This is a genomic window from Streptomyces sp. NPDC107575, from assembly GCF_055657265.1.
Map to the genome: position 1 here is coordinate 262,425 of NZ_JBVKBG010000009.1, position 14,850 is coordinate 277,274.

A 14,850-nucleotide genomic window follows, 5' to 3' on the forward strand; every position below is an offset into this window, starting at 1 on the left:
ATCACCAGACAGGAGTCGCTCCACCATGAAGATCACGTCACTCACCACCTACCTTGTTGCTCCCCGTTGGCTGTTTCTGAAGGTGGAGACCGATGAGGGGATCACGGGGTGGGGGGAGCCCGTCGTCGAAGGGCGGGCGCACACCGTTGCCGCCGCCGTCGACGAACTGAGCGACTATCTCGTCGGGCAGGACCCCCTTCGCATCGAGGACCACTGGCAGGTCATGACGAAGGGCGGGTTCTACCGGGGCGGGCCCGTGCTGTCGTCCGCCGTGTCCGGGATCGACCAGGCTCTGTGGGACATCAAGGGCAAGTTCCACGGTGTTCCGGTGCACGATCTGCTGGGCGGCGCGGTCCGGGACCGGATGCGGATGTACTCGTGGATCGGCGGCGACGACCCGAGCGAGGCCGCCGAGCACGCGGCCCAGCGCCTCGAACAGGGTTACCGGGCCGTGAAGATGAACGTCGGCGGCCGGATGCGGCTCCTGGAGACCTCGCGGGAGATCGACGCGGTCGTCGAGCGCGTCGCCTCCGTGCGCGACGTGCTGGGCCCCGACGGCGGCGTCGCCGTCGACTTCCACGGGCGCACCTCCCCCGCCCTCGCCAAGCAACTCGCCCAGGCCCTCGAACCGCTGCGCCCGATGTTCATCGAGGAGCCGCTGCTGCCCGAACTCACGTCGCAGTACGCCGACTTCACGGCGTCGACCTCCATCCCCGTGGCCACCGGTGAACGCCTCTTCTCCCGCTGGGACTTCGACCCGGTCCTGCGCTCCGGCATCGCGCTCGCGCAGCCCGACCTGTCGCACGCGGGCGGCATCTCCGAGACCCGGCGGATCGCGGCGCAGGCCGAGGTGCACGGGGTGGGCCTCGCGCCGCACTGTCCGCTCGGGCCGATCGCGCTCGCGTCGTGCCTCCAGGTCGACTTCGCGTCGCCGAACGCGTTCATCCAGGAGACCAGCCTCGGCATCCACTACAACGTGGGCTCCGACCTGGGCGACTACCTCGTCGACCCGTCCGTCTTCGCCTTCGACTCCACGGACGGCCACATGGCGCGGCTGACCGCGCCCGGCCTCGGCATCGAGGTGGACGAGCAGGCCGTCATCAAGGCGGCCGCCTCCGGCCACCGCTGGCGCAACCCGGTGTGGCGCCATGTGGATGGCTCTTTCGCCGAGTGGTGATCACGTCTCGGGGCTCCGCCCCGGGCCCCGCGCCTCAAACGCCGGCGGGGCTGGGTATTTCAAGCCCCTGCGGCGATTGAGCAGCGGGGTCCGGGGCAGAGCCCCGAGACCGCAACGCCGTGCGACCAGTCACCTCAGCTCCTCGGGGCACGGCGTCCCCCGGGGCAGCTGATACGGCGCCGCGAGCCGATAGATCCCCGGCTTCGGGGCCAAGAGCTCCGTCCACGCGTCACCCGCCTCATCCTTCTCCGTCTCGATGAGGCACCCGTGCGCATTCGCGTACCGCTTGGGGAGCGAACCGTTCGCATCCCTCGCCCGCTTCGACGACTCCGTCTCCTTGGGCGCGCCGAGGCTCTTGCCCTCCGCGTCGACGACCGAGAGCCACGGTGAGTACGGGACACGGATCAGCACCCGTCCCGGCCGGGTCACCTCGATGGTCAGCTCGCCCTGCTCCGCCGCGTCGACGACGGCGTGCGGCTCGGCGAGCGGCGTCGGGTCCGTGACGGCGAACAGCTGCCAGTTGGCGTCGCCCCACACCTGCTTGAGGTACGGCAGACCGCGCTGGACGAGCTGCCGCTCGCGCTCGGCGCCCTTGCCGTCCGGCTCGTCCTTGGGCAGCACCACGTAGTGCACGGCCCAGCGCCGCAGCCACTCGCGGTAGTTCGCCGAGTTGAGGGTGTCGTCGTAGAAGAGCGGGTTGCGCTCCATGTCGGCCTGCCGGTTCCAGCCGCGCGCCAGGTTCACGTACGGGGCGAGCGCGGAGGCCTCGCGGTGCGAGCGGGCGGGCACCACCTCGACGCGGCCGTGCTCGGCGCGGACCTCCTGCAATTCGTTGACCAGCGGCGCCAGTTCGCGGGCCCAGGAGGCGGCGGGAGTGGTCCGCACGACGTCGTCGACCGACTTGAAGCCGATCCACGCGTTGAAGGCGACGAACGCGATCACCAGGACGTACCACTGCCGCGACCGCTTCACCGTGAACGGCAGCGCCGCGAGCAGCGCGACGCCCGCGAACAGCATCGGGAGCCGGGTGATGTTGGAGCCGATCTGCGAGCTGATCAGCCACACCAGGAGCACGGACAGGGTGTAGACGGCGGACGTGATCCGCACCGTCACCCATCCCTTGGGCACGAGGACGCACACGAGGACGCCGTAGACCATCGGCAGCAGCGCCGACCAGAACGACATCGGCTGCGTGCCGGAGAACGGGAACAGCCAGGCCGAAAGGACGACCACGGCGGTGGGCGCGAGTCCGAGCGCGTACGCGCCGGGGCGCCGCTTCTGCAGGAACAGCGCCACGGCGACGAGCCCGACGAAGAGCCCCGCCACCGGCGAGCAGGCGGTCGCGATGCCCGCGAGGGGCGCCGCCACGGCCGCCTTCGCCCAGCGCTTGTAGCGCCAGCGGTACGGCCAGCAGAACACGGCGGCCGTCGCCGCGAGCCCGAACATCATGCCGAGGCCGAACGTGACGCGCCCCGACGCGGCATTGCACAGCAGCGCGAAGACACCGGCGAGCGCCGGCCACAGGGGCGTGGCGACCACCCGCGTACGGATCAGGATCATGGTGAGCAGCGCCGCCGACAGCGTGCCCGCGCCCATCATCGTGGTGCGCACGCCGAACACCGACATCAGATACGGCGAGACCACGCTGTACGACACCGGGTGCATGCCGCCGTACCAGGCGAGGTTGTACGCGGAGTCGGGGTGCCGGCCGACGAACTCGGCCCAGGCGTCCTGCGCCGCGAGGTCCCCACCGCTGTTCGCGAACGTGAAGAACCAGATGAGGTGGAGGAGCGCGGCGACCAGTGTGGCGAGGGTGACGGGGTGCCGGGCGAACCGCTTCAGGCGGGCGCGGCCACCCAGGATCTTGGCGACCGCCTCGGCCTCGGAGGGCCCTTCGGGCTGTTCGGGGACCTCGGGGAGCCGTATCCGGGGGCTGCCCCCGCCCGCCCCGGGCTTCGCGTTGTCCGCGCGCGTCGGCCTCGCTGTGGCCACTGGAGACACTCCCGTTTACCCGTGTGCCGTTGTGAATGAACGGGTGGGCGTCCCCCGCCTGCCCGGTCTCGCGACGCTAGCACGGCGGGCGCGGACGGGCGCCGTGGGAGGCCGAAGGTCATCGGCCTCCCACGCGCGGGTCCGGGTTGTCAGCCGACGCGGGTCAGCTTCGCGCCGAATCCGGGCTCGGTGAGGCCCTTCTGGAGGGCCACCGGCACCTCCACGGCGCCGCCTTCGCCGTCGCCGACCTCCAGCACGCCGACCGTCTCACCGGCCTTGCCCGTGTGCGGCACGGACTTGCCGTCCTGGTCCGCGAGTTGCAGGTGCACGGTCTTGCCGGCCCAGCCGACGGCCTTGACGTCCTTCGTGACCGTGACGGGGGTGTGCCCGCCGAGCTGGTCGTCGACGTAGCCGACGACGTCGCCCTTCTTCAGGACCGTGGACGAGGTGACCGCGTCCTGGGCGGCGAGCATCGCGGTCTTGCTGACCGCGTTGACCGTGTCGATGATCGGCGCCTTGTGCTGGCCGAGGACCGCGCCGACGACCGTGACCGTGGAGCCGCCCGCGTCCTTGGTGGCGGCGAAGAGCAGGTTGCCGCCGGCCTTGGTCGTCGTGCCGGTCTTGATGCCGATGGCGCCGTCGTAGGGCACCAGGCGGTTGTAGTTGGTCCACTTCTTGCCGGACGGGTCGGTCCAGGTGGGCAACTTGGTGATGTCGGTGAGCGCCGGGATCTGCACCAGCTCGTTGCCGAGCTTCACCTGGTCCTGCGCAGTGGAGACGGTCGTCTCCTTCAGCCCGGAGGGGTCGGTGTACGTGGTGTTCTTCATGCCGAGCTTCTTCGCGGTGGCGTTCATCTTCTTGACGAACGCCTCCTCGGAACCGGCGTCCCAACGGGCCAGCAGACGCGCGATGTTGTTCGCGGACGGGATCATGACCGCCGCGAGCGCGTCCTTCTGGGAGATCTTGTCGCCCTCCTTGACGGTGTTGAGCGTCGACTCGTTCTGCCCGTCGGCGTCGTAGCCGCCCTCCTTCTCGGCGGTGGCGTCGACGGTGATCGACGGGCCGTCGGCGCCCGCCTTCAGCGGGTGGTCCTTGAGCACGATGTACGCGGTCATGGACTTGGCGACGGAACCGATCGGCACGGGGGTCTGCTTGCCGAAGTTGTCCATCGTGCCGATGCCCTGGACGTCCATCCAGCCCTGGCCCTCGTCCGGCCACGGCAGCGACGCCTTGTCGCCGTCGAAGCTGTACGTCGAGTCGGCGGTGAGCGAGAGGGACGGCGTCGGCAGGGGGCGGACGGCCTGGATGACGCCGAACACGACGATCAGCAGGATGACGATCGGCGTCCACACCTTGACCCGGCGCACCGCGGTACGGACCCGGGTCTCCGGGGGCGGCGGGGTGTTGGTCAGTTCGGCGAGCAGGTCGAGCGGCGGCTTCGGCGGCAACGGCTGCTGGGTCGTCCGCTCGGCCGGTTCGACGGTGGGCTGCTCGGCCTCCGGCGGCAGCTCCTTGCCCGTGGCCTTGCCCTCGTCGAGCGACTTGAGCGGCACGAACTTACTGCTCTGCGCGGTCCCGGCCGCCTTGAGCGTGGTGGTCGGCTGATCGACGGGCTGCGGCACGGCCTTGAACACGGCGGTGGCCTGATCAACCTGGACGCCGTCCTTGGCGCCGTCCTTCGTGACGCCCTTGGCGTCGGCCTTCGCGGCGTCCTTCGTGGCGTCCTTCGTGGCGTCCTTGGCGTCGGCCTTGCCGCCGACCTTCTCGCCGGGCTTGGCGTCGGCCTCCTCGCCGGCCTTGCCGCCAGCTTTCTCGTCGGCCTTGGCTTCAGCCTTCCCGTCGGCCTTGGAGCCCGACTTGGCGTCGGCCTTCCCGTCAGCCTTGCCGTCCGGCTTGGCGGCGGCCGTGGCCGCAGGCTCGGCGGCGGGCCTCCCGTCGGCGTTCGCGCCCGACGTGGCATCAGCCTTCTCGTCGGCCTTGCCGTCCGACGTGGCGTCAGCCTTCTCGTCGACCTTGGCGTCAGGCTTGGCGTCGGCCTTCTCATCGGCCTTGGAGCCCGACTTGGTGTCGGCCTTGCCGTCCGACGTGGCGTCGACCTTGGCAGCGGACTTCCCACCAGCCTCAGCGTCCGACCTGGCGTCGGCCGTGGCCGCAGGCTCAGCCGCGGGCTTCGCGTCGGCCTTGGCGCTGTCCTTGCCGTTCGACTTGGCAGCGGACTCCCCGCCAGCCTCGGCGTCCGACTTGGCGTCGGCCGTGGCCGCAGGCTCGGCCGCGGGCTCCCCGTCGGCGTTGGCGCCCGACGTGGCGTCAGCCTTGGCATCCGCGTTGGCGGTGTCCTTGGCGTCGGCCTTGCCGGCCTCCTCGCCGTCCGACGTGGCGTCGGCCGTGACGTCGGCCTCGTCATCCGAACCAGCACCGGCTTCGGCATCGGTCTTCGCGGCCGGCTTGGCGGCAGCCGTGACGGCAGCCTCGGCCGCGGGCTTCGCGCCACCCTCGCCCTCGTCCTCCGGGCCGCCGCCGGTCTCGGCGTCGGCCGTCGCGTCGGGCTTGGCCTCGGCCGCACCGACCCCCGTGGGCTTGCGTTGCGGCAGGGCGGCCGTGCGTGAGGCGTCGGCCGGGGGTTCCCCGGCGCCCTGGTCATCGCCGCCCGGCTTTGCAACTGCAGACGGATCGGCGGAGCCGCCGTCGCCCGCCACCCACGCCGCCACGGCCGCCCGCAGACGCTCGTCGCCGGCGCTCTCGGGCGCCGCCTCCGGAGCCTCGGACCCCGTGCCCGGAACCTCGCCGGAGGCACCCTCGTCCTGGTCCACGCCGGACGGCGCTCGCGACACCGCGAGACGCGGATCCTCCGGAGCCGGACCGCCCGACGCCTTGTGCTCTCCCGACTTGTCGGGGGTCCCCGCCACCGATGCCTCCTCGACCGAATGAACCACTCAACCACTTGTCGCCGGACAGGCTGCCTCTGTCTGACCCTGTCCGAACCATGTACCAGTGTCCTGTGTGGGGGCTTAACCCACGTGGTAGACGAGAACGACATACCTATAGGTTCCCGCCCAAACCCCCCACGCACTCTCGACAGACCAATGTGAGAGGGGTCACCCTGTCATTCATCCACGCGGGGAGGCATGGATGGGCAGGAGCCGCAGAACACTTCCGGAGGAGCTTCTGCTGCTCGCTCTGGACCCGGCCACGGGTACCACAGCGCAGCCGCAGTCGCTCGACCTAGGTCTGGCCGGAGCACAGCTAGTAGAGCTGGCGCTGGCCGGACGGATAGCCCCAGACGGGGATCGTATCGCCGTGGTGGCACCACGGCCGACCGGAGATCCGACTCTGGACTGCGCGTTGGAGTTGCTGCGAAGGCGTGGCGCTCCCGTACGGGCCGTCCACTGGATAGGCGGGCCGCGTCTCGGCCTGCGACAGACCTATCTCTCGCACCTGGAGCGGTGCGGCATGGTGCATGCCGTGGCGGGACAGATGTGCGGGGTACTGCCGACGACTCGCTACCAGGCGACGGACACGGCGATCAGCCGGGAGATCAGGGCCCGGCTGGACAGCGCGATCCGCACCGGGGTCCCACCGGACCCACGGACCGCGGCGCTCGCCGCACTGGCCCATGCGGTCGGTCTCGGCAAGCACCTGTATCCGGGCAACGAGGGCAGGTCCTCGCGCTCCCGGCTGCGGGACCTGATCAGGCACGACCCGATGGGCGGCCTCGTGGCGCACGCCGTGATGGACGTCCAGAACGGTGTGGCGGTACAGCCACGCCGCTCACCGGCCCCCTCGGCGGGTCGGGCCGCACCGGAGCCCGCACGCGGCGTTCCGATGCAGCCACGCCGCGGATCCATGGCTCGCGCCGTGGCCCACTAGGCGAACCGCACCACCCGCAGCACCGCAGCGCCGCACCGTAGTCCCCAAGAACCGGTCCGGGAGCCGCTGTACCGCGCGGGGTGGCGTGCCGGGCGTGAGGACGACGCCCCGGCCCGCCACCCCGCGCGCTCGCGTTTGTGCTGCACAGGAGGCACGTGCGGGCCGCATGTGCGGCCACGCACATCCGCCGTTTCCCAGCGCAGGGCCGCCTCGGGGTGGCAATCTGCTCAGCAATAGACACGCAACGTATACAGAACAAAGAAATGCACGTAGCCGGAGGTGCACGTCCGTGGCGTCCAACGTCAATCCCACCGTCAGGCGACGCCGGTTGGGTCAGGAGCTGCGCCGGCTCCGCGAACTCAAGGGCATGACCGCCGAAGAGGTCGCCGAGCGCCTGCTGGTCTCGCAGTCGAAGATCAGCCGCCTGGAGAACGGGCGGCGCAGCATCAGCCAGCGGGACGTACGCGATCTGTGCGGGGTGTACGAGGTCGAGGACCACCGGGTCATCGACTCGCTGATGCAAATGGCCAAGGATTCGCGCCAGCAAGGCTGGTGGCACTCGTTCGGCGACATCCCGTACAGCGTCTACATCGGTCTGGAGACCGACGCGGCGTCCTTGCGCGTGTACGAGTCGCAGTGCATCCCGGGCCTGCTGCAGACCCGCGGCTACGCGGAGGCGCTGATCCAGGGCGCGATGCCCGAGGCCTCGCAGACCGACGTAGAGAAGCGCGTGCAGGTCCGCATCCGCCGCCAGGAGCGGATCAACGACGAGGCGAACTCGCTGCGCCTGTGGGTGGTCCTGGACGAGGCGGCGCTGCGCCGCACCGTCGGCGGCTCCGCGGTGATGCGCGAGCAGCTCGAGCACCTCGCGGAGGTCTCCGGGCTGCCCCATGTCACCGTGCAGGTGCTGCCCTTCGAGATGGGCGCGCACCCGGGGATCACGGGGCAGTACGCGATCCTCGAGTTCCCCGACGCGGCGGACTCCAGCGTCGTCTACATCGAGGGCGTGACCAGCGACCTCTACCTGGAGAAGACGCAGGACGTGCAGAAGTACAGCGTCATGTACGAGCACCTGCGTGCGCAGGCGCTGAACGTGGAGCAGTCCCGGCAGTTCATCCTGGAAGCCGCGAAGCGGCACACGCGCTGAGCGGCAACTCGCGTAACGGACCGGAGAGTTCAGGCCTCCGCTCCGCACCCCGCCCGTGAGAAAGCGCCGCACGGTACACCTTTCCCACGGGCGGGCGGAAGACCCACCTGGAATATGCCATCCGGTCGAGTGAATGCCCCCACCGCCGCCCCGAGTCGGCGAGTAGCGTCGATCACGCCAACAACAGACAAGGTGTTGGCGCAAAGCCGCGGCAGGTCCGCGGCCCAGCAAGGGACAACTGGCCAGACCGGAGCAGATCATGGCAATCACCAAGGGCGCACAGCCCACCTGGATCAAGTCCTCGTACTCGGCAGGGAACGGCGCGTGCGTGGAGATCAAGTCTCCCGCGGCCCACGCCGTGGACGTACGCGACTCCAAGGACCCGCAGGGCCCGAACCTGGCGTTCGCGCCGGCTTCCTGGAGCGCCTTCGTCACGGAGATGAGCCGGGTCGACGTCTGACCCCCAGCACACTCCGTGAGACAACCGAACACGCAAGACAGCACACTGCACCACAGCACCACTGACAGAGCCCTCTCGACTGGTCCGCCGTCCTGGCCGAGGGGGCTCGGCGCTGTCCGGAGCCGGCGGGCCCGGATCAGCGCAGCTGGTCCACGTACTGGTCCGTGCCCGGCACCGTCGGGACGAACGGGGCCATCAGTTCCACCCGGCCGAGCCCCGATGCCGCCACCGCCCCGCCCAGGCCCGCGAAGTGCTCCTGCCAGACCTCGCGCGGGTCGCACTGCAGGAACCAGAGCAGGGTGAGCCGGGTGTCGACGCCCTCGACCTGCTTCACGTACGTCATCTTGTCCCCCGGCAGCGGGGTCGGCCTGAAGACCGTGACCAGCGCGGCGGGCGAGCCCGCGAGCCGCTGCGGCAGGTGCTCGTCGCGCAGCCAGTTCAGCAACTCGGCGCGCTGCCCGGGCCCTTCGGAGTCGATCACCTCGACGACCAGCCCCTGGTACGGATGGTCGAGCGCGTGGAAGTCGCGCGGCCCCTCGTCGCCGTCCCGGTACACCGTCGCCTCGTGGTCCTGGAACGACGTGAAGACGTGGGTGCGGTCCTGGTGGACGCGGTCGTCCCGGTTGAGCCGCTTGTTGATGCCGACGGTCCACTTCATGTGGTCGGCGTAGCGGCCCTCGGTGATCCAGTACGTGGAGATGTAGCAGCCCGCGGTGACCGGCTCGGCGACCGCCGACTTCTCGGGGTAGCGCAGGAGCTGGAGGTCGCGGGTGGCGACCCAGCGGCGCCCGGAGTACATCCACGGCATGGCCATGGCGCCGGCGTAGTAGTGGTCGTCCTCGTACCAGCGGTTGTACGCGTGCTCGTGGCCCGGGTGCGGTTCGACCATGGTGATCAGGGCGTGTCCGGGACGCACCCCGTACGGCCCGACGGCCGCCAGTTCCGCGTACGTCTCGCTGTGCGTGTCCTCGTGCGTTTCCTCCATGCCGCTCACCTTCCGGCCTCCCTCGTGGGCCTTCCATCTCCCGTTCGACGCCCATACTCTGACGCCCCGTCAGACAAAGCGCCAGAGCCGGGAGGCGAACCGATGGTGAATGCGGAACTGCTTGCGGGGAAGACCGTGATCGTCTCCGGCGTGGGCGCGGGGCTCGGCCGCCAGGTGGCGGAGGCCGTGCTGCGCGACGGCGGGAACGCGGTGCTCGGGGCGCGCACCGAGGCCCACCTCGCGGCCTGTGCGAAGGAGTTGGACCCGGAGGGCGGGCGGACCGCGTTCCGCTCCACCGACATCGGTGACGAGGCGCAGTGCGAGGCGCTCGCGGACCTTGCGCGCGAGCGGTTCGGGGGTGTGGACGCGGTCGTCCACGTAGCCGCCTGGGACAGCTACTTCGGGGGCCTGGAGGATGCCGACTTCGAGACCTGGAGCAAGGTCGTCGACGTGAATCTGCTCGGCACGCTGCGAATGACCCGGGCCTGCCTGCCCGCCCTCAAGGAGTGCGGCGGCTCGGTCGTCTTCATCGGTACGCAGTCGGCGATCGCGGCGCCCTCGCAGGTCCGGCAGGCGGCGTACGCGGCGTCGAAGGGCGCCCTGACGAGCGCGATGTACTCGCTGGCGCGGGAGGTCGGCCCGCACCGGGTCCGGGTGAACACCGTGCTGCCCGGCTGGATGTGGGGCCCGCCCGTGCAGGCCTACGTCCAGATCACCGCGCAGACCGAGGGGGTGCCCGAGGACGAGGTGCTCGGGCGGCTCACCGAGCGGATGGCGCTGCCGGACCTCGCGACGGACGGGGACGTGGCGGACGCCGCGGTGTTCCTCGCCTCCGACCGGGCGCGCGCGATCACCGGCCAGCAGCTCCTGGTGAACGCGGGAGAACTCATGCGGTAGCCGCCCCACTCGGAGAACCGGGCAACATCGCAGGTCAGCTGTGGTGGGCCCGCTCGTACCCGAGTTTCGCGACGTTCTGAATTCTGTCCGGGGTTCATATCCATGACTGCAGAACCCTTGACCGGCCCTTGGCGCGGAGGTTCAATCCCCCACGTCCCCAACACCCTTACCGGGGGCAACCGTTGTGCAGCGGAACCCCTGGAGGGGGCACATGAACAGTCTCGACTGGGTCGTGCTCATCGCCTACTTCGGCGTGATGGTCGCGATCGGCGTCTGGTCCCACAAGCGCGTCGACAACGTTTCCGACTTCTTCACCGCGGGCGGCAAGATGCCGTGGTGGCTGTCGGGCATCTCGCACCACATGTCCGGCTACAGCGCGGTGATGTTCACCGGTTACGCCGGCATCGCGTACACCTACGGCGTGACGTCCTTCGTCACCTGGTCCTTCCCGATCGCGCTCGGCATCGCCATCGGCGCCCGGCTGTTCGCGCCGCGCATCAACCGGCTGCGCTCACGGCTGCACGTGGCCTCGCCGCTCGAATACCTCAAGAACCGCTACAACCTGGGCACCCAGCAGGCGCTCGCCTGGTCCGGGATGCTGCTGAAGATCGTCGACGTGGGCGCGAAGTGGGCGGCCATCGCCACGCTGCTTTCAGTGTTCACGGGTGTGTCCCTGAACCAGGGCATCCTCATCACCGGCGCCATCACCGCCGTCTACTGCACCATCGGCGGACTGTGGGCGGACGCGCTCACCGAACTCGGCCAGTTCATCATCCAGTTGCTGGCCGGGATCTCGATGTTCATCGCGGTCGTGCTCGAGCTGAGCGACAAGCACATCGGCTTCTTCGAGGCCTGGAGCAGGCCCGAGCTGGAAGGACACGGCAAGCCGCTCGTCGGCCCGTACGGCACGGTCTTCCTGCTCGCGTTCCTGTTCATCAAGCTCTTCGAGTACAACGGCGGCATGCTCAACCAGGCCCAGCGGTACATGGCGACGAGCAGCGGGCGCGAGGCCAAGCGGTCCGCGTATCTGTCCGCCGCGCTCTGGCTGATCTGGCCGGTCGTGCTCTTCTTCCCGATGTGGATGTCGCCGCTGCTGGTGCAGGCGCAGAAGCCGGACGGCTCGGACTCGTACGGCCTGATGACCGAACAGCTGCTTCCGCACGGCCTGTTGGGCCTCGTCATCGTCGGCTTCTTCTCGCACACGATGGCGATGTGCTCCTCCGACGCCAACGCCATCGCGGCCGTCTTCACGCGGGACGTGGCGCCCGCGCTCTCCTCGAAGGCGCGGCAGTGGGGCCCGCGCGCGGGTCTCGTCGCGGCCCGGCTGACGACGGTGATCTTCCTGGCGCTGTCCATGGCGGTGGCGACGCAGGTGAACTCGCCGACGTTCAAGGACATCATCACGGTCGTCATCAAGTGGGTGGCCGGACTGATGGGCCCGATCGCGATCCCGATGATGCTGGGTCTGCTCCGCCAGTTCCGCAGGTCGGGGCCGACCGCCGCGCTCACCAGCTGGGGCATGGGCCTGCTCGCGTTCTGGCTGGTGAACTACCCGATCAGCTGGAGCATCGAGGGCGGCGTGCCGCTCCAGTACCAGGTGTCGATCCCGCTCGCCGTCTCGCTCGTGCTCTACATCCTCATCGGCTTCATCAAGCCGGAGGACACCCCGGAGCGCGACGCGATCATCGCCCGCATCAACTCGGACGACGACGGGGCGGCAGCGGCCGCGGTACCGACACCGGCCAGCCAATCCTGACCCTGAGCCCCGGGTGTGGCCTAGGGCCTGATCCAAACGACAGGCCCTAGGCCCTCGGATAGCGGGCCAGCCACCCCGGGGAAGCCGCCGCAGGCCCGTGCAGTGCGGCGCCCTGCGTCATCTCCATCGCGAAGTCGTCCGCGAGCTCCAGGATCGTGGGGCGGCCCTCCAGCTCCGCGACCCACGCGGGCGGCAACGCCGTCTCGCCGTGCAGCGCCCCGAGCAGTCCCCCGCACAACGCGCCGACCTGCGCGGAGGGCCCGTCGTGGTGCACGGCGAGACCGAGCCCGTGCCGGATGTCGTCGCTGACGAGCGCGCAGTACACGGCGGCCGCGAGCACACCGGTCGCGTCGCCCTCCCCGACCAGCTCGCCGACCCGCGCCGCGGTCGGCATGCCCTGCCGTACGGCGCCGAGCGCGTGCTTGAGCGCGTCCGCGACGGGCGGGTGCCCGGGGCGCGCGGCGAGCAGGGCGAGCGCCCGCTGCACCGCGGCGTCGAGGGAGTCGCCGCGCGCGAGGGCGTGCACGAGGACCGCGTACGCGCCGGCCGCCAGGTACGCCTCCGCGGCGCCGTGCGTGTGCACGGCGCACTCGACGGCGAGCTGGAGCACGAGCTGCGGCTCCCAGCCCACGAGGAGCCCGAACGGCGCGGAGCGGGTCGCCGCCTCCGCACCGTCCGCGTCCAGGTTCTTGGGGCGGTCGAGCGTGCCCATGACGTCGTTGCCGAGCCCCAGCAGGCAGGCCTGCGACGCCCCGCGCCGCGAGTACAGCCACTCCTCGCGGGCCAGCCAGCCGTCCTCCTTGCGGCGCAGGTCGGGACCCCAGTCGCGCTGGGTCGCCGCCCATCGCAGATAGGCGCGGTGCACATCGGTCGGCGGGTGCCAGGCGCCGGTGTCGCGGCGCACCTGGGCCCGGATCAGCCCGTCCACGGTGAAGAGGGTCAGCTGGGTCGCGGCGGTGATGGCGCCGGTCCGCCCGTACACGGGCACGAGCTGCTTGAGCCCCTCGTCCCCGTGCTCGGCGTGGATCCCGTCGAGCGTGAGGCCGTCGAGCGGGGCGCCGAGGGTGTCACCGAGTGCGCCGCCGAGCAGGGTCCCGCGCACCCTGCTGCGGAAATCCTGCTGTTCGGCGCGGCCCCAGACCGCCGCCGCATTGGGCGCTGCGCCCATGGGGCACTCCTCCTGTCACGACCCTCGACCCTTCGGCTTGGAGCACTGTAATCGACCGGCGTCGACCAGGAATGTTCACGAAGTGATGGGACTGTGGACGAGCGTGCGCACGGTGGGCATTGCCCGAAACCCGCCCCGCCGCCCCACCCGACGGAGGACCCTGAAGGGACACGTCTTCTGGTACTGAGGGGTGCCGGGAAGGGCGGGACATCATGGACGCGGGCAAGGGACAGGGCCTTGCGGGCGCGGCCAACCGCTTCACCACGCGGTCAGTGGACGAGGCGCGCGCCGTGCTGTCGCAGCAGTTCTACGACATGAAACTGGACACCCCCACGGCGGCGGATTTCGAACTGGACGCCGATGTCGTGGTGCTCGGGGGCGTCACGATCGGGCGGATGTCGTTCGGCGCCCCCATCAGGGCCTTCATCCCCGAGCTCGAGTGCTACCACGTCGTGGCGCCGGCGACGGGTTCGTTCGGGATCGGACAGGGCCGGGCGGCCGACACCCGGGTGACGGCCCGTACCGGGGGCATGCTGAACCCCGTCGCGGGTTTCCGGGTCGGCGACTTCTCGCCCGACTGCGACACGCTCACGATCAAGATCGACAAGGTGGCCGTGCACCGGCAGCTGGAGATCATGCTGGGCAGGCCCGTGCACCGGCTCGCCGACTTCCGGCCCGCGTTCGACATCTCCCGCGGAGCCGGCCGCAGTTGGGCGGGCCTGGCGCGCTGGACCGCGCTCGACGCGAACAGCCCCGACGGGCTGCTGCAGAGCCCCATGATCCGCGGCCGGCTCGAACAGACCCTGCTGGAAGGCCTGTTGCTGGCCACCGACCACCGCTACCGCGACGCCCTCGACGCGCCGCCACCCGCGATGCCCGCCACCGCCGTCAAACGCGTCATGGACGCCGTCCGCGACAACCCCGCCGAGCCCTGGGACGCGAACCGGCTCGCCACCGTCGCGCAGGTGAGCCTGCGCACGCTGCAGGAGGCGTTCCGGTCGCAGGTGCGCATGACGCCCATGGGGTACGTGCACGAGGTGCGGCTGCAGCACGTACGGATGGCGCTGCGCGTCGCCGCGCCCGGCGGCACCACCGTCACCGAGGTCGCCTACCGCTGGGGCTTCGCCCATCTGGGCCGGTTCGCCCGGCGCTATCGGGCCCGGTTCGGCGAACCGCCCTCCCGTACGCTCGGCGGCGCGCGAAGCGGATAGTCACCGCGCGCGAAACGGCGAGCCCCGACCCCCGCGCGGGCCGTACGGTCCTGGTACCGCCCCGCGCACGGGATGTCGCGGACGATGGACGGCGTCGGCGCCGCCCACCCGCCGCTCCCCTCGGTCCCGTGTCCGGCAGCGGACCTGGCGCAGGCAATGCGGGAGCGCCTGCACGCCCTCGGGCCCGGCC

Annotated in this window: 11 protein-coding genes; 7 read left to right on the forward strand and 4 right to left on the reverse strand. The window is 70.7% G+C overall.

Features of this window, described 5'->3' with window-relative positions; genetic code table 11:
• The first annotated feature begins 25 nt into the window (after nucleotides 1–25).
• Nucleotides 26–1,177, forward strand: coding sequence for a galactonate dehydratase (dgoD, locus tag ACZ7L4_RS37375; RefSeq protein WP_472109498.1), 1,152 nt, complete (start codon nucleotides 26–28; stop codon nucleotides 1,175–1,177).
• Nucleotides 1,178–1,306: 129 nt separating this feature from the next.
• Here dgoD and ACZ7L4_RS37380 read toward each other — a convergent pair whose 3' ends face one another.
• Nucleotides 1,307–3,169 (reverse strand): MFS transporter, encoded by a 1,863-nt coding sequence (locus ACZ7L4_RS37380; protein WP_472109499.1) that lies wholly within the window; start codon nucleotides 3,167–3,169, stop codon nucleotides 1,307–1,309.
• A gap of 149 nt (nucleotides 3,170–3,318) precedes the next feature.
• Complete coding sequence (locus tag ACZ7L4_RS37385) at nucleotides 3,319–6,075, reverse strand: D-alanyl-D-alanine carboxypeptidase (protein WP_472109500.1); 2,757 nt, start codon at nucleotides 6,073–6,075, stop codon at nucleotides 3,319–3,321.
• Between the two features lie 223 nt (nucleotides 6,076–6,298).
• Here ACZ7L4_RS37385 and ACZ7L4_RS37390 point away from each other — a divergent pair, with 223 nt between their 5' ends.
• The 3 genes from ACZ7L4_RS37390 (at nucleotide 6,299) to ACZ7L4_RS37400 (ending at nucleotide 8,643) form a co-directional block, all read left to right on the forward strand.
• Complete coding sequence (locus ACZ7L4_RS37390; protein ID WP_385760804.1) at nucleotides 6,299–7,036, forward strand: GOLPH3/VPS74 family protein; 738 nt, start codon at nucleotides 6,299–6,301, stop codon at nucleotides 7,034–7,036.
• A 289-nt stretch (nucleotides 7,037–7,325) separates the two neighbouring features.
• Complete coding sequence (locus tag ACZ7L4_RS37395; protein ID WP_450817070.1) at nucleotides 7,326–8,183, forward strand: helix-turn-helix domain-containing protein; 858 nt, start codon at nucleotides 7,326–7,328, stop codon at nucleotides 8,181–8,183.
• 259 nt (nucleotides 8,184–8,442) lie between these two features.
• On the forward strand, nucleotides 8,443–8,643 hold the full coding sequence (locus ACZ7L4_RS37400; RefSeq protein WP_385760809.1) for a DUF397 domain-containing protein: 201 nt from the start codon (nucleotides 8,443–8,445) through the stop codon (nucleotides 8,641–8,643).
• Between the two features lie 136 nt (nucleotides 8,644–8,779).
• Here ACZ7L4_RS37400 and ACZ7L4_RS37405 read toward each other — a convergent pair whose 3' ends face one another.
• On the reverse strand, nucleotides 8,780–9,628 hold the full coding sequence (locus ACZ7L4_RS37405) for a hypothetical protein (protein WP_472109501.1): 849 nt from the start codon (nucleotides 9,626–9,628) through the stop codon (nucleotides 8,780–8,782).
• 102 nt (nucleotides 9,629–9,730) lie between these two features.
• Between ACZ7L4_RS37405 and ACZ7L4_RS37410 the strand changes: the two genes are divergently transcribed.
• Nucleotides 9,731–10,525, forward strand: coding sequence for an SDR family oxidoreductase (locus tag ACZ7L4_RS37410; RefSeq protein ID WP_472109502.1), 795 nt, complete (start codon nucleotides 9,731–9,733; stop codon nucleotides 10,523–10,525).
• A 211-nt stretch (nucleotides 10,526–10,736) separates the two neighbouring features.
• A complete protein-coding gene (locus tag ACZ7L4_RS37415; protein ID WP_472109503.1) occupies nucleotides 10,737–12,281 on the forward strand; it encodes a sodium:solute symporter family protein in 1,545 nt (514 codons plus the stop codon).
• 46 nt (nucleotides 12,282–12,327) lie between these two features.
• On the opposite strand, the gene ACZ7L4_RS37420 is transcribed toward ACZ7L4_RS37415, so the two are convergent.
• The gene (locus ACZ7L4_RS37420) at nucleotides 12,328–13,449 is read right to left on the reverse strand and encodes an ADP-ribosylglycohydrolase family protein (RefSeq protein ID WP_472109504.1); all 1,122 of its coding nucleotides are present in this window, start codon (nucleotides 13,447–13,449) and stop codon (nucleotides 12,328–12,330) included.
• A gap of 212 nt (nucleotides 13,450–13,661) precedes the next feature.
• On the opposite strand from ACZ7L4_RS37420, the gene ACZ7L4_RS37425 reads away from it, so the two are divergent.
• Nucleotides 13,662–14,660 carry an AraC family transcriptional regulator gene (locus ACZ7L4_RS37425; protein ID WP_472109505.1) on the forward strand — a complete coding sequence of 333 codons (999 nt, stop codon included), beginning with the start codon at nucleotides 13,662–13,664 and terminating at the stop codon, nucleotides 14,658–14,660.
• The last annotated feature ends 190 nt before the right edge of the window (nucleotides 14,661–14,850 follow it).

What these genes read in the sequence shown, in the direction of transcription:
- dgoD (WP_472109498.1), top strand. Translation starts at nt 26, where the DNA reads ATGAAGATCACGTCACTCACCACCTACCTTGTTGCTCCCCGTTGGCTG.
- ACZ7L4_RS37390 (WP_385760804.1), top strand. Translation starts at nt 6,299, where the DNA reads ATGGGCAGGAGCCGCAGAACACTTCCGGAGGAGCTTCTGCTGCTCGCT.
- ACZ7L4_RS37400 (WP_385760809.1), top strand. Translation starts at nt 8,443, where the DNA reads ATGGCAATCACCAAGGGCGCACAGCCCACCTGGATCAAGTCCTCGTAC.
- ACZ7L4_RS37405 (WP_472109501.1), bottom strand. Translation starts at nt 9,628, where the DNA reads ATGGAGGAAACGCACGAGGACACGCACAGCGAGACGTACGCGGAACTG.
- ACZ7L4_RS37410 (WP_472109502.1), top strand. Translation starts at nt 9,731, where the DNA reads ATGGTGAATGCGGAACTGCTTGCGGGGAAGACCGTGATCGTCTCCGGC.
- ACZ7L4_RS37415 (WP_472109503.1), top strand. Translation starts at nt 10,737, where the DNA reads ATGAACAGTCTCGACTGGGTCGTGCTCATCGCCTACTTCGGCGTGATG.
- ACZ7L4_RS37420 (WP_472109504.1), bottom strand. Translation starts at nt 13,449, where the DNA reads ATGGGCGCAGCGCCCAATGCGGCGGCGGTCTGGGGCCGCGCCGAACAG.
- ACZ7L4_RS37425 (WP_472109505.1), top strand. Translation starts at nt 13,662, where the DNA reads ATGGACGCGGGCAAGGGACAGGGCCTTGCGGGCGCGGCCAACCGCTTC.